Consider the following 14,338-nt stretch of genomic DNA (forward strand, 5'->3'; position numbering starts at 1 on the left):
TGGTTAACAGTTAACTTATAAATTGTTTAGAGTTATTAATAATACTATTCATTCCTTCAATCCACTTTTCTTTTGTATAACAGTCTATTTTAGGTGCCAAGTAATTTTCTTTACTACCTAAATAAGCCTCTATAGCAGCAATCCATTCTTCAATAAAATGTGGGTTTTCTATCAATGTCCCTAACTTACCGTGCTGCAATACTTCTGGCACTCCACCCAAAGCCGAGGCAATACAATAATTGCCGCTATGTAACGCTTCTATCAGGCTCATTCCGAAGCCTTCGTGACATAGTGTTGGAAACAAATAACAATCTGATGTTTGGTAATACTCTGGTAAATCATCATTTGGGATTTTACCAAAAAAGCGCACACGATCTATACTTTTTTGTCGTTTTGCCCCTACAACCCATAACTCTATGGCACTGTGCTTTTTTATGAGTTGTTTCCAAACCTTAAGTATTACATCTAAGCCCTTTTTAGGACGGTCTTGAGCGCACCAAAGAAAAACTGTTTTGTTCTCTACTGAATGCTTACGTTTTAACTCTAACTTCTTTTCTACACTAAGGCTATAAAATTTAGAGTTGTCTATGCCATTATGCAACACTGAAAACAAGCAAGGTAAAATGGTGTAATAGTTTTTGTGCGCTCCGTAAGATGCCTGTGTTAAGACTACCATTTCATCAATAAACTCAAAAAACCATCGGCTTCTTGGATTTCCTAAAAACGGTGGATAGCCATGATAAAAAAACTGAATATACAGTTGGTCTCTAAGGTTTGGTTGTTCTAAGAGATTGGTATACAAAGCCTCTGCAAAGCCAAAATTATCTACAATTTGTATAATGTACGTTTCATTAGGTTTTATGTGCTCTAACAACGCATCTACATAGTTTTGGTGCGGTTTTTTCTTAAGCTTCTTTTTTAGTTTTGTGGTTATTGTATTAGGTACTATACAGTACGCTACGTTTTTAAATCTAGTCTTTGGTTCTTCACATACAATGGTGTCTATTAAAACATTGTCCGCCTCAAAATAGTTTTTGTACATCGTTGTCCAACTTCCTATGTCGTGGTAAGGTAATGGGTTTTGGGAAACTAGAATAACCTTAGGCATTGATACTTTTTTAATTTGTTCTTTGCTTTGCAAAGGTATAGGTAGACAACGAACTGTCGTTATATATATTTTGAGTTTAAAATTATACTTTTTTTATTAAAGTTTAAATAACCTGTAACCTTTTCCTGTAAATAAATATACAATAGGAGCTATAAATATGACTCTGGCTAACTTTAGTTTATATCGAGATTTTAAAAAGATACGACATAGGCCTTTTAATGTGAAAAATGCAGTATTGTAATATTTAAAATCTAAAGCATCTTTTACTGTGGTACATAAGGTTTGTAGTAAGATGTGTTCTCTTTCAGGGTTGAGTAGCTTTTTTTTATAATATGTAGTATAAATCTTAAACCTAGACGCTGCTGTAGATCGTATTTTAACCTCTGGAGGGTTGGTGTTTTTTCGCTCGCTGTGGCCACGAGCAAGGTAGGTCACCTTATCTATTATCGTATAGGACAGTGTATCGGATAGCATTTTTAAATGAAATGTCCACTCCTGCGAACTTGCCAAAGACTCATCAAAAGGGTTTACAGGCAGTTTTGATTTTTGCCAAACAATACAACCTGTTTGCCATAAGGTTTTATTGCCCATCATCTCGGCAATTAAATCAGATTTAGGAAAGATATTAGACCAATGATGTTCTATCTCTAATGTCCTATCATTAAAAACCCTAGCTTTACTTACTGATGCCACAATGCGTTTAGCCATGTGTGTCCTAAGGTGCAACTCTAAATGCTCTGGTGTTAATTTATCGTCACTATCTACCCAATTAACAAGCTGGCCTTTACTTTTTTCTAAACCAAAATTTCTAGCAGCATTACCTCCTTTAGGTCTATCTTTTGGTCTATTGTATAATTGTATTCTAGAATCTTTTTGCACATAGCCTTTAACCACTGTCTCTGTATTATCTGTACTACCATCATCTACCACTATACATTCCCAATGAGTATAAGTTTGTGCCATAATGGACTCCAGAGTATCACCAATAATATCAGCCCTGTTATAGGCTGGGATTATTATGGAAATATCGATACTCAAACTCATACCAAAAAGACTAATAATTATTAAAGATTAAATCCATATTAGTTTTAAGATTAAATCTTTGTCTAACAAACTCTTCAGCATTTTTACCCATTTCCTTTCTTAACCCTTCATTATCTATCAAAATTTTTATTGCTTTTGAAAATGATGCAATATCTTTATCTTCAACTAAAAAGCCCGTTTTACTCTCAATTATGGTATCCTTTATGCCTCCAGAGTTAAATGCAACCACAGGAACACCCATTGACTGTGCCTCAGCTGTGACTTGACCCTGCGCTTCTGCTCTTCCTGTTATATCTACAGTTGATGGCATAAGAAAAATATCCGTTTTTTCTAATAAATTTTTAATTTCTATTTGATCTCTGTGTCCTAAAAGTTTTATACTATCTTCTATCCCTAAACGGGTTATAAGATTATCTAACTTATCATAAAGTTTTCCATTTCCGACTATATTATACTTCACTTTATATCCTTGCTTAACTAGTTCACTAATAGACATTATTGCGTACTCATGTCCTTTTAATTCAATTAAACGACCTATAGATAACAATGTAATTGTCCCTTCCTCATGCTGAGAGTAATTTATATTAGCTTTAAAATAATTTACATCTACACCCATTGGGATAATAATAACCTTATTCTTTGGACAACCTAGTTTTTTTAATTTTTCATTTAAGTAATTGGAATTTACAGTTATTAGGTCTGCATATTTAAATACTTCACTATACTGTTTTTTTTTAGCATTATACTCAACGTCATCGAGCCAGTGTGCATCTATGCCATGAAATGTAATTATAACCTTTGATTGTATAACACCTAAACTTTTCAACTTAATGATATCAAAACTGGCATGGCCAAAATGAATATGAAATGTATCCGTTTTTTTAAATTTTTTAAAAAATTGAATTTGAAATGGTAGTAGAGTATATCTTTTACGAAATGATAAGTTTTTAGCCTTTATTATATAATTGTAAAATAAAAAATTAAGCTTTACAAGGCTCAATAGTTTAAGAAAAATATTAGTTGGGATATTATAATCAATCGCATTGACTCTTTGATGCAACTTATATTTTGAAAACAAATCTTCTTGAGACGAATTGCTTGGTTTTAAATAATTATAAGTCAATATACCCACATCAAAACCTTTTTCAATAGCAGCTGTAATCTGATTAACTATAAATGTCTCAGATTTGTGAGGAAAAGATTTAGTAAGATATATTATCGACTTCACTTAAATTTAATTTATATAATTCCAGATTAATATGAATGGTCTATAATTACTAGTGATAATTATGTTTAATTTTTGAAGATTTTATCAGGGTGTTAAATTTTAATTGATTCTCATAGTTAAGAAATTTCTTCCAAGCATCTTTAGTACCACTATTAGGCAATAAACCTAATGGTTTCTCTATTAAGCATAGTTCTTCGGGCAACAATAATTTCTCCTTTTTAAAAAACTTTCTATGTATTTCAGTATATACTTTACATGGATTATCTATTAAATCCTCGTACTTTACAAGTAATAAATTATTATCTGCTTCGGCTAAATCAAACCAACTATTTATATGAACAAGCCAGTGCTCAAAAATCGTTAAGCTTTTAGATGACTTTATTGATGGTGTACCATACCAATCAATCGGTTTCTGTAAAAATTCATTGAAATCTAATTTGGAATCCTCTTTATTTAAAAAATTTGGTGTTTTCCATACAGAATATGCCACGGCTCTACCATCTCTATAGATATAGATCTTAGGCAATTTGTTTTTATTGTGATATGCAAACAAATGATTTCCAAACAGCTTCCCATATGGGTTACCATCTTTTTTATTCTTTCGGTTAGACCAATGTCCCCAAACTACTTCCTTTAAATTTAAATCTTTATTATTATAAAAATTTTTGGCTAAAAAAGCCTCCAAGAAATGCGTACCAGATCTTGGGTGAGAATAGACTTTTACTAATGGTTTCTCTTTAAGCAATACACGCTTTACTTTTTTAGCTATGGAATTCATATTATATAGTATTAGTATTCCATTAGTTTAATTTCGCGTGCCCAAATTGTACTTATTAAATCCTTTTCTTCTTCAGAAAGAACTTCATCAAAAGGTCGTTTATCTTTTCTAAATTGCGATTTTAGTTTTGTCTTAGGTAGTTCTATTTTTTGTTGAAGACCTATTTTTTTTGCTATTGTATCTAATGCTGTTGGAATATCTTCATATTTAAAAATATCATCAACAGCGACAATATTGTTTACGGTATACTGATCGTAACCTTTTATAATTTTTAACCCTCCTTGAGCTATAAACTTTTTAAGTGATGTCCATCTTTCATATCCACCTTCGTGAAAAAATAAGGATATTGCTTTTTCATAAGGATTTCTTTCAAAACAAAATTTATAATAATCCTTAAAAATTTTATCGCCTATTACTGGTATTAATTCTTCGCAAGAGATGTGATTATAGAGTTCTCTACGTTTTCCTTTAAGAACCAAATCTACAATATCACTCTTAGAATATTTAACAAAAGGAACCTTATAATTTCTTGGCCCTAAATAGCCTAAGGATTGTCTTACTTTTTCATCGTTTTTAGATATTGGAGTAATTATATCTTCTTCACTACATAGTGATGAAAGTGCAATTTCTATAGAGGTACTTGCAGTTTTCTGTGTTTTAAAAAAAATGAACTTGTATTTATGACAAACTAACATCTATAAGCTTATTTAAGTACTCTAAATTTATGCTCAACAAGAACTCCTTCTTTAGAAAACTGCTCTCTTCCAGAGTTAAAAAAGTCACCACCAATTAAGTTAAAATCTACTGCTTTCTCAAGATCGTCTTCTAATCCATTTTCCGAAAAACATGTAAGTTGTATGGTATAGTTTCCATTTGGTAGCGGTAGTTTTTCTATAGTATATTCAACAATACCTTTATCTGTTTTTTCTAAATTTAGGGTAACTGTATCAATAAAATAATTATTTAGCAAAAAACGAATTTGTCCTTTACTATCTATAAAACGCACCCTTACTTTAGCATCAATAATAGTTTTTTTAGTGGAAAATTCAATTCTAAAACGATATAACTCACCAGAAAGTAAATTAAGGTGCTTTTCATTTGCTTCATTAAGTATAGATATCCCTTTAAATAGAAAATCACCTAGTCCCTTTCTGTCTTTTCGCTCTAAAAGATTATCTATGATTTCTCGGTTACTATCAGATAAATAAAAACTTACAGCATCTTGAGTACTACCATTATATGCTACTTTTCCGTGCTCTAGCACAATAGCTCTTGTACACAAACTCTTTACCGCAGCCATATTATGACTCACAAACAACACCGTTCTACCGTCACTATTAGAGATATCTTGCATTTTGCCTATGGCTTTTTTCTGAAATTCAGCATCACCAACTGCCAATACCTCATCTACTACCAAAATATCGGGTTCTAAATGCGCTGCCACGGCAAATGCCAAACGTACTTTCATACCAGAGCTGTAGCGTTTTACTGGCGTATCTACATATCTTACACAGCCCGAAAATTCGATGATTTCGTCTATTTTAGATGTTATCTCTGCTTTGGTCATTCCTAAAATAGCACCATTTAAGTAGATGTTTTCTCTACCAGTCATCTCAGGGTGAAACCCTGTCCCTACTTCTAACAACGAGGCTATACGTCCTTTGGTCTTTATCTCACCAACTGTTGGTGAGGTTACTCTAGACAGAATCTTAAGTAAGGTAGATTTTCCTGCACCATTCTTGCCTATAATACCTAAAACCTCACCTTTTTTAACATCAAAAGAGATGTCTTTTAATGCCCAGACATATTCTGAGTTTCCTTTTGCACTTCTATCGTTAGCTTCACCAATTTTTAGATAAGGATCTTCTTTGCCTCTCACTCTGCTCCACCATCTGTTAAGATCATGGCTAATAGTGCCTGTACCAACCAATCCTAGTCGGTATTGCTTAGCAACATTTTCTACTTTTAAAATAACATTAGAGCTCATTATATGGTGTCTATAAAGCTTTTTTCGGTTTTATTAAATATAGCCAATCCTACGATAAAGATTAAACAACTAATGATGATAGCATATGCTATTTTATATATATCTAAAGGATCGGTACCTAATACCATACCTCTAAACGATTCTATAATTATGGCTATTGGGTTCCACTCTATTAACCAATAATAGTTTGGTAGTTTGGCCTTAAAATAAGACATTGGATACATTACGGCAGAGCCATACATAAGTAATTGCACACCAAACTGAACTAAAAATGTAAGATCTCTGTATTTGGTTGTCATTGAGGATATAATCATTCCTATACCTAATCCCAACAAAGCCATAAAAAGTATTAAAACGGGAAAACCTATAATATCTACGCTTGGCGAAATATTAAACTTTGGTGTGTGAAACTGTATGTAGTAAATGTAAAATCCTGTTAAGACCAGGAGCTGAATGCCAAATTTTAACAAGTTAGACACCACCACAGACATTGGCATAATAACTCTTGGAAAATAGACCTTACCAAAAATATTTTCATTCTTTTTAAAGGTATCGCTCGTACCTACAAGACATTCTTTAAAGTAATTCCAAGCTGTAATTCCCGCTAGGTTAAACAAAAAGTTAGGAATTCCGTTACCTGTTGGTATATCTGCTAAATTATTAAATATTAGTGTAAATATTAAGGATGTAAATAAGGGCTGAATGAGATACCATAGTGGCCCTAAAATGGTTTGTTTGTATAGTGTAATGATATCTCGCTTTACAAACAAAACCAGCAAATCTTTATAGCGCCAAATCTCCCTGAAATTAAAATCTATTAATTTCTTTTGCGAATTAATAATATATAGCCAACGCTCTTCGGCGGTTTTCAATTTATAATAATTTTAGGCTAATATAAGAAATGAAATAAAGGTAAGTAAGTATAATACTAGGCTTTTTCTAAACTGTAAATTTTATAATGGGTTTTCATTTTTTGTATGCCTTCATCTAGCGATATTAAGTCGCGTCCTAGAAGCGTTTTCATCTTGGAAATGTCTGGACACCTTCTGTTCATATCGCCTTCTTTAAGGGCAGGAAGGAATATAATTTCAGATTTAGAATTAGTAATCTTAATTACTTTTTTTGCCAATTCTAAAATACTGATTTCATTATCGTTACCGACGTTTAAAACTTCATTGATGTATACATTATCATACAAAGCTCTTACACAAGTATCTACGTTATCGTCTATGTAACAAAATGATCTTGTCTGATGGCCGTGTCCGTTTATAGGTATAGGTTGGTTATTTAGTGCCAACCTCATAAATCTTGGCATTACAAAATCTATACTTTGAGCAGGTCCATAGGTGTTAAAAAACCTAAAAATGGTATAGTCTAGCCCATATTCTTCTTTGTAAGATTTAAAAAAAGCCTCACCTACATTTTTAACAATAGCGTACGGAAGTCTGGAATTTAAAGGTGTTGTTTTTTCATTCTGAGGAATTTCGAACGGCTCACCATAAACTTCAGAAGAACTCGAATAAAATACGCGCTTTACACCAGAGTTTTTAGATAGAGAAAGAATGTTTTTAATACCTTCAATATCATTAAGTACATCGATAGGATTTTTTAACGTTCTCTCAACACCAACAACGGCAGCATAATGAAAAACATACTCAAACTTATAGGTTGCAAAAATTGAAATGATGTCGTTATAATCATTAACATCAGCTCTAATAAACTTTACATTACTCTTTAAGGGAACTTTTGAGATTTTTCCTGTTGAGAGATTGTCTATAATAACAACATTGACATTGTTATTAAGAGCAAGCTTAGCAGCTAAAGCACTGCCCAATTGACCTGCACCTCCCGTAACTAAAATATTTGTCATTAATAATGGATTAATATTAAATACTTATATATTTAGGGAATATATTAGACTTAAATGGTTAACTAGCAGTTAAATATATAATTTTTTTTAAGGAAATAGCAGTAACCAATGCTAATTTTTAGTTATTAAAATAATCCCACGTAATTTTTAAACCTTCTCTTACGGTGTATTGTGGTTTATAACCTAGTAAATTTTGAGCTTTTGATATGTCTGCCAGAGAATCTCTTACATCGCCTTGTCTTGGTGGTCCATAAACTGCTTTTAGTTCTGATTCTGCTGCAGATTTTAAAGAATCCCATAAGTAATTAACGGTAATGCGTTCTCCACAAGCTACATTAAAGACCTCGTTTGCAGCGTCTCTGGGTGCAAAGAATCCTCTTATATTGGCCTGTACAGCATTATCTACAAAGGTAAAATCTCGAGTCTGCTCACCATCACCATTTATTTTAGACGGCTTATTGTCTTTTAACGCTTGCATAAAGAGTGGTATCACCGCTGCGTAGGCACCATTAGGGCTTTGCTTTGGACCAAATACATTAAAGTATCGCAACCCAATAACATCGGTTCCGTATGTTTTGCCAAAGACGTCTGCATACAACTCGTTAACATACTTTGTTACAGCATAAGGTGACAATGGTTTTCCTATTGTATCTTCAACTTTTGGTAAGCTTTTACTGTCTCCATAGGTAGAACTTGATGCCGCATACACCATACGCTTTACGGTAGTACTATCTTTTACTGCGATTAGCATATTTAAAAAGCCTGAAATATTGACTTCGTTGGAAGTTGCTGGGTCATTAATAGAACGCGGCACAGAACCTAAGGCAGCTTGATGCGTTACATAGTCTATACCTTCCATCGCTTTTTTGCAGGCACCTAAATCTCTAATATCTCCTTCTAATAACTCAAAAGAAGGGTTGTCCATAAACTCAGTTAAGTTTTCGCGATAACCGTTAGAAAAATTATCTAATACCCTAACTTTTTTTGCTCCATATTTTAGTAAATATTCTACAATATTTGAGCCTATAAAACCAGCTCCTCCTGTAACTAAAAAACTTAATTTTGATAAATCTTGGTTGTGGTATTGATTTGAGTACATGATCTAGGTTAGTTTTTAGTATTTATAAACGAGCATCTACTGAATGGATTGGCAATAAAGATTTAACATCAAATACAACGCATTTATCAGACTTGAGATTATCCATAGATAATTCTAAAAACTCATTATGAGATACTGCCAAAATGATGGCATCGTAATTAGATTGTAAATCATTAAGAGAAGATTTTAAATCTAGATTATACTCGTACTTTACTTCTTCTGTCGAAGCCCATGGATCGTAAACGTCTACGTTGACATGGTAAGATTGTAACTCTTCAATAATATCAATAACTCTAGAGTTTCTAATATCTGGGCAGTTTTCTTTAAAGGTAATACCTAACACCAAAGCATTAGATCCCTTGATTGTAGCACCTTTATTAATCATCATTTTAACTGTTTCTGTCGCTACATAGCCTCCCATACTGTCATTCATTTTACGACCTGCTAAAATAATTTCAGGATTATAACCAGATTCAATAGCTTTTTGCGCCAAATAATAAGGATCTACGCCAATGCAATGTCCGCCAACTAAGCCTGGTGAAAATTTTAAAAAATTCCACTTTGTACCAGCTGCTTCTAACACAGCTTTTGTATCTATCTTTAACAATCTAAATATTTTTGACAGTTCATTAACAAACGCAATATTGATATCGCGTTGAGAATTTTCAATAACTTTTGCTGCTTCAGCGACTTTAATTGAAGGTGCTAAATGTGTGCCTGCGGTTATTACTTTTTTATAAAGTTGATCTATTTTTTCTGCAATCTCTGGTGTAGAACCCGAAGTTACTTTTAGGATTTTGGTAACAGTGTGTTTTTTATCTCCTGGATTAATGCGCTCGGGTGAGTAACCTGCATAAAAATCTTTATTAAAGGTAAGGCCTGACACTTTTTCTAAAACAGGAATACAGATATCTTCAGTTGCTCCTGGATATACCGTAGATTCGTATATAACGATATCATTACTTGCTAAAACCGTCCCAACAGTTTCACTAGCCTTAATAAGTGGTGTAAAAACAGGGCGCTTAAGCTCGTCTGTTGGAGTTGGTACTGTTACTATGTATATATTTGCTACCGAAAGCGCATCGACATTATCGGTAATATATAACCCCTTATTGGCATCTAGATCTGAAGTTAATACAGATTGAAGATTAGCATTATCCACCTCTAGCGTTTTGTCTACTCCAGAATTTAATTCATTGATTCGTTGTTTGTTAATATCAAAACCAACAACAAAAAATTGTTTAGCAAACTCTACAGCGAGAGGTAGACCAACATATCCTAAACCTATGATTGCGATTTTATCTTCAGAATGTGTCATTTGTTTAAAGTAGATTTTATTATGAGTTTCAAATCTAAATAAAAACTGTAGTTCTTAACGTAGTTTTTATTGATTTTCACTTTATCTACCCAAATAATCGTTCTATTGTAATGGTCTGGGTCTTTTTGCCGTTCTAATACACGCTCTTCGTCTTTATATTTTAGAGTTGCTTCACCTGTTATACCTGGCTTAACCAACAATATAATTCTGTCATCTCCTTCTAATTCATCAGCAAAACCTTGGACGTCTGGTCTTGGCCCTACAAAACTCATGTCGCCCTTAAGCACATTAAACAATTGTGGGAGTTCATCTAGTTTGCTTTGTCTTAAAAATTTACCAAAAGCGGTTGCACTTTTGTTTAAATGACCCAGTTGATGTTCTTCTTCTTTAAGGGTTCGTATCTTATAAATATTAAATAATTTACCTTTTTGACCTACCCTTTTTTGTGTAAAAACACCATACTTTTTTGTATCTATTGTGGCGATACCTACCAAGATAAAAATAGGTATAATGGAAAGCGGTAAAAGCAACAAAACCAATAGAACATCAAATAATCGTTTTGTCCTAAGTTGCTTTTTAGTAATCAAAATCTAAAATATTAAAGCGGTTACAAACGTCTTAAGAAGTTTTTAACCTTCTTTAAAAAAGATAGGTTCTCTTTTTCGTGATATGCATTACCGTAGGCACCATAGCCATAGCCATAACCATAACCGTAGCCGTAGCCATAGCCATAGTTATGATTACTCTTGTGTTTATAGAAATTAAGCACAAAGCTTATGTTTTTTAATTCTCCGGTTTTATACTTAGCATTAACCAATTGTAACATACCTTTTTTGGTATAATCTAACCTAACCATAAAAATAGTAGCATCTGCATATTGGGTTAATTCTAATGCATCTGTTACCAAGCCTAATGGTGGTGTATCTAAAATGATAATATCGTATTGACTTTTTAAGATGGCTATCAGCGCTTTTAGGTTATCTCCCATTAATAACTCTGATGGGTTTGGTGGTATAGGTCCCGATGTTATTAAATCTAGATTTTCTATATGAGTGTTGGTTATAATGTCCTCTAAGCTACTATCGCCTATTAGATAGTTTACAATACCTTTTTCGTTTGTGATATTAAAGTCATCAAAGATTTTTGGCTTACGTAAATCTAAACCGAGTAGTATTGTTTTTTTTCCGGAGAGTGCGTAGACGGTAGCTATGTTTATTGATGTAAATGTTTTACCCTCGCCACTAACCGATGAGGTAATCATTAGCGTATTTGCTCTCGTATCTGATGGATTATTTTTAAATATAAATTGCAGACTAGATCTTATAGCTCTAAACGATTCTGCTACAGCCGATTTTGGTTTTTCATAGGCCACCAAATTGTTTTTGTAACGGTATTTACCAATAAGGCCTAAAATTGGGATTTTAGACATTTTCATTATCTCATCAGAACCGTGTATTGTACTATCTAGCAGATAGATAACAAAAATTAAAAACATTGGTGTAAAAAAACCAACCATTAAAGCCATCATATAATTAAGTGACTTTTTTGGTCCTATAGGTGCATTACCAATATCTTTTGCTTCATCTATTACAGTAATATCAGATACATTTGCTGCTTTTACGATAGCGGCTTCCCCTCGCTTTGCCTGATAAATATCGTAAGCCTCTCTGCTTAAGTCTAACTTACGTTGAATTTTTAGATATTCTTGTTGGTCTTTAGGCAAACCTAACAGCTCTGCTTCAATGGCAGCAATCTTATTGTTAATTGTATTGAGTTGCAGCCTTATAGTATTTTTTGTTACATCGATAGCTTCTAAAAGTACATTTTTCTCTGTATCAATACGTCTATCCAACTCATCAAATAAAACCGACCCTTCTTTAGTGGAGTATTCAAGGTTTTTTCGCTCTACGGATAATCCAATGATTTTACTCACACCCGATAAAATATTTACTTCTTCAATACCAACAGTTGATGGAGCTGCGATTTGACTGTAGTCACTTCTATTGCGCAAATAAGTTTCTAAATTATTGAGATAGTTTAGTTTAGATTCTTCAATTAACTTTTCTTTATCGTATTCTTTAAGCTGGGTAGATTTTTGAAAAATTTCCTCTTCTACGTTAAATACTTTATTGTCTTTTCTAAAGGCATTCATTTCATCCGTCACTGCCCTGAGTTTGTTGTCCACAGCATTTAGACTACTATCTATAAATTTTATGGTATTTGTAGCATACAAATTTTTGCGCTCTAATTCAGTTCTTCTCAAAATGGCAGAGGTAGCGTTTATGTAATCTACTATTTTAGATTTGTTTTTACCTACGAGCGATAATTTGAGAACAGATGAAGCCTCTTTTGATGCTGGTGCTATTTGAATAGCTGACCTGTAACTGTTAACAACCGAATCAAAATTTAGATACTTTACAAAATATGTGTTTCCAGCTACACTACTAGATTCGGGTTTTAAATTAACAACACCATTAAACACAGGAAGGCTAACTTGCTCACCAAACTTATACTTTGCGCTATATTTACCAGGTGTAATTGATACAGCTACTTTTTCTTTAGTTTCAAAAACTTGGCATGTTGCCCTACCGGTTTCAAATTCATAAAAGAGTTCGTAGGTATCTTTATTTAAAATCTTAATTCCAATACGTTTTCCTAGTACCTGAGGTTTAGTTTTATCTGTTTCAACAACAAAAGGAGCGTCTTTATATATGTCTATTAAATTGTACTTACCTTCTCTTAGGTACAGTTTGTAATATTCTAAGGAATCTACAACCAACTCGTTATGAGTTCTGGTTTTAACCTCAGTAATGATATTACCTACCTTACCAGAAACACCTCCCCAATTAAAAGAAATACTAGTGTTAGATGTAAAAAATGGGTTTTGATCATTCTCTACCGTAATTAGAGAATCTAATCTGTATATATTTTGTTTTCTAACATTGATGAAATATGCAACAATGAGAGCCACACCAATACAGAGCAAAACCAATTTCCAAAGATTTAAGGCTTTAAATAAAAACCCTTTAAAATCAAAACCTACACGTTGCGATTCTAATTCGTCAATATCTTCATAATCGTTGTAATCCATTGTCTATAATCTTGTAAAAAGTAAGAGCGTAGTTGCCGCTAACGAAACAATTGTGGCTATTGTAGAAATGGTAGACACTGCTGTTTCGCCAGTACCAATAGACTTTTGCTTTAAGGGTTTTACGTAAATCATATCGTTTGGCTGTATGTAGTAATAAGGTGATTTCATTACGTTGATGTCCGTTAAATCCAAGTGGTGTATTTTTTGCCCTTGTGGATATTGGCGTATAATTAAAACGTCTTTTTTATTGCCCGACAGCGGAATTTCCCCAGCATTTGCTATTGCTTCAAAAACATTAACACGCTCTTTAAACAAGGTAATTGTTCCAGGTTTGCCTATCTCACCGTTGGCGGTAAATCTAAGTCCTGCTAGCTTAACGGTTATAAAAATATTTGAAGTTTCTTTAAACTGCTCATCCAGTAACTTTGTCTTAATTTTTTCTTCTATCTCTGCTGTGGTATATCCTAAAACATTAAGGTCGCCAATAACTGGGATTCTTACATTTCCGTGCAAATCAACTGTAAATCCATCAAAATACGCGCGTTCTTCGCTGCTTGCATTAAGGTTACCCTCACCAGTGGGATTAAATATCTGTACATTATCCTGATCTAAAACCTTTATTCTAATATTCAAAATATCATCAACTTGTACACGATAAGGTTTTTGAATTTCAGACAAATTATAAGGTATCGTGTCATTTACTCCGTTGTCTTTATTCTGAAGGTATATTGTGTCTTTGTGCGGTATACATGACCAAATAAAAATGCAACTAAGGGCAATTATCAAAAGCTTAATGCTTCTCATAGATTTTATAG

The 14,338-nt window shown here is 32.9% G+C and carries 13 protein-coding genes; all 13 read right to left on the minus strand.

The window, feature by feature from the left end; translation table 11 throughout:
- Positions 1-10: 10 nt before the first annotated feature.
- Positions 11-1,108 (minus strand): glycosyltransferase family 4 protein, encoded by a 1,098-nt coding sequence (locus BWZ20_RS04215; protein ID WP_076616757.1) that lies wholly within the window; start codon positions 1,106-1,108, stop codon positions 11-13.
- A gap of 96 nt (positions 1,109-1,204) precedes the next feature.
- Complete coding sequence (locus tag BWZ20_RS04220) at positions 1,205-2,152, minus strand: glycosyltransferase family 2 protein (RefSeq protein WP_076616760.1); 948 nt, start codon at positions 2,150-2,152, stop codon at positions 1,205-1,207.
- A gap of 10 nt (positions 2,153-2,162) precedes the next feature.
- Positions 2,163-3,380 carry a glycosyltransferase gene (locus tag BWZ20_RS04225; protein WP_076616763.1) on the minus strand — a complete coding sequence of 406 codons (1,218 nt, stop codon included), beginning with the start codon at positions 3,378-3,380 and terminating at the stop codon, positions 2,163-2,165.
- 49 nt (positions 3,381-3,429) lie between these two features.
- Entirely contained in the window at positions 3,430-4,158 is a 729-nt protein-coding gene (locus BWZ20_RS04230; protein ID WP_076616766.1) for a sulfotransferase domain-containing protein, read from the minus strand.
- Positions 4,159-4,169: 11 nt separating this feature from the next.
- Positions 4,170-4,853: a sulfotransferase family 2 domain-containing protein gene (locus BWZ20_RS04235; protein ID WP_076616768.1), complete on the minus strand. Its 684-nt coding sequence runs from the start codon at positions 4,851-4,853 to the stop codon at positions 4,170-4,172.
- A gap of 8 nt (positions 4,854-4,861) precedes the next feature.
- The gene (locus BWZ20_RS04240) at positions 4,862-6,145 is read right to left on the minus strand and encodes an ABC transporter ATP-binding protein (RefSeq protein ID WP_076616771.1); all 1,284 of its coding nucleotides are present in this window, start codon (positions 6,143-6,145) and stop codon (positions 4,862-4,864) included.
- Positions 6,145-7,017, minus strand: coding sequence for an ABC transporter permease (locus BWZ20_RS04245; RefSeq protein ID WP_076616775.1), 873 nt, complete (start codon positions 7,015-7,017; stop codon positions 6,145-6,147). Before BWZ20_RS04245 ends, BWZ20_RS04240 begins: the two co-directional genes overlap by 1 nt.
- 56 nt (positions 7,018-7,073) lie before the next feature.
- A complete protein-coding gene (locus BWZ20_RS04250; RefSeq protein WP_076616779.1) occupies positions 7,074-8,015 on the minus strand; it encodes an NAD-dependent epimerase/dehydratase family protein in 942 nt (313 codons plus the stop codon).
- 118 nt (positions 8,016-8,133) lie between these two features.
- On the minus strand, positions 8,134-9,114 hold the full coding sequence (locus BWZ20_RS04255) for an SDR family oxidoreductase (RefSeq protein ID WP_076616782.1): 981 nt from the start codon (positions 9,112-9,114) through the stop codon (positions 8,134-8,136).
- A 22-nt stretch (positions 9,115-9,136) separates the two neighbouring features.
- Complete coding sequence (locus tag BWZ20_RS04260) at positions 9,137-10,432, minus strand: nucleotide sugar dehydrogenase (RefSeq protein ID WP_076616785.1); 1,296 nt, start codon at positions 10,430-10,432, stop codon at positions 9,137-9,139.
- Entirely contained in the window at positions 10,429-11,019 is a 591-nt protein-coding gene (locus tag BWZ20_RS04265) for a sugar transferase (RefSeq protein WP_317041692.1), read from the minus strand. The genes BWZ20_RS04260 and BWZ20_RS04265 overlap by 4 nt, the downstream gene beginning before the upstream one ends.
- A 20-nt stretch (positions 11,020-11,039) precedes the next feature.
- The gene (locus tag BWZ20_RS04270; protein ID WP_076616789.1) at positions 11,040-13,523 is read right to left on the minus strand and encodes a polysaccharide biosynthesis tyrosine autokinase; all 2,484 of its coding nucleotides are present in this window, start codon (positions 13,521-13,523) and stop codon (positions 11,040-11,042) included.
- Between the two features lie 3 nt (positions 13,524-13,526).
- Positions 13,527-14,327: a polysaccharide biosynthesis/export family protein gene (locus tag BWZ20_RS04275; RefSeq protein WP_076616792.1), complete on the minus strand. Its 801-nt coding sequence runs from the start codon at positions 14,325-14,327 to the stop codon at positions 13,527-13,529.
- Positions 14,328-14,338: the final 11 nt, after the last annotated feature.

This window comes from Winogradskyella sp. J14-2 (genome assembly GCF_001971725.1).
In the GTDB taxonomy this organism is placed as follows: Bacteria; Bacteroidota; Bacteroidia; order Flavobacteriales; family Flavobacteriaceae; genus Winogradskyella.

Bases quoted from the DNA above. Each gene is read 5' to 3' on its own strand.
- BWZ20_RS04215 (WP_076616757.1), bottom strand. From the start codon at position 1,108: ATGCCTAAGGTTATTCTAGTTTCCCAAAACCCATTACCTTACCACGAC.
- BWZ20_RS04220 (WP_076616760.1), bottom strand. From the start codon at position 2,152: ATGAGTTTGAGTATCGATATTTCCATAATAATCCCAGCCTATAACAGG.
- BWZ20_RS04230 (WP_076616766.1), bottom strand. From the start codon at position 4,158: ATGAATTCCATAGCTAAAAAAGTAAAGCGTGTATTGCTTAAAGAGAAA.
- BWZ20_RS04235 (WP_076616768.1), bottom strand. From the start codon at position 4,853: ATGTTAGTTTGTCATAAATACAAGTTCATTTTTTTTAAAACACAGAAA.
- BWZ20_RS04240 (WP_076616771.1), bottom strand. From the start codon at position 6,145: ATGAGCTCTAATGTTATTTTAAAAGTAGAAAATGTTGCTAAGCAATAC.
- BWZ20_RS04250 (WP_076616779.1), bottom strand. From the start codon at position 8,015: ATGACAAATATTTTAGTTACGGGAGGTGCAGGTCAATTGGGCAGTGCT.
- BWZ20_RS04255 (WP_076616782.1), bottom strand. From the start codon at position 9,114: ATGTACTCAAATCAATACCACAACCAAGATTTATCAAAATTAAGTTTT.
- BWZ20_RS04260 (WP_076616785.1), bottom strand. From the start codon at position 10,432: ATGACACATTCTGAAGATAAAATCGCAATCATAGGTTTAGGATATGTT.
- BWZ20_RS04270 (WP_076616789.1), bottom strand. From the start codon at position 13,523: ATGGATTACAACGATTATGAAGATATTGACGAATTAGAATCGCAACGT.
- BWZ20_RS04275 (WP_076616792.1), bottom strand. From the start codon at position 14,327: ATGAGAAGCATTAAGCTTTTGATAATTGCCCTTAGTTGCATTTTTATT.